A 364-nucleotide genomic window follows, 5' to 3' on the forward strand; every position below is an offset into this window, starting at 1 on the left:
CCTTCCGCCGCCGCTGCCTTCAACGATCCCGTGACTCCCACTACCGCAAACGACTCAGCACGCTCGGAAGCTACGAACCGCCGTAGCAGTACTAGCCGGTGCAGCACCCTCCCCGGCCGGCGCCGCAGGCACGGCGCACTCCCAGCCGACGCAGCAGGCATGGCACATGCGAGACCGGCGCAGCAATCTGGCGCCCAGCGCGACCGGCAGGGTAATCCCCCGGTCGACTCAGCGCGGCCAGCGCAGCAACCGGCTGCTTCAGGACGTAACCCGTGGAACTGCACCAGCCGGCAGCCGAACCCAACCGGCTGACCGCCGGGGCTGCTTCAGGCGCGCAGAAACAGCACTGGCGGGCAGCCACGCC

This window comes from Actinoplanes sp. NPDC024001 (assembly GCF_040638955.1).
GTDB lineage: Bacteria > Actinomycetota > Actinomycetes > Mycobacteriales > Micromonosporaceae > Actinoplanes.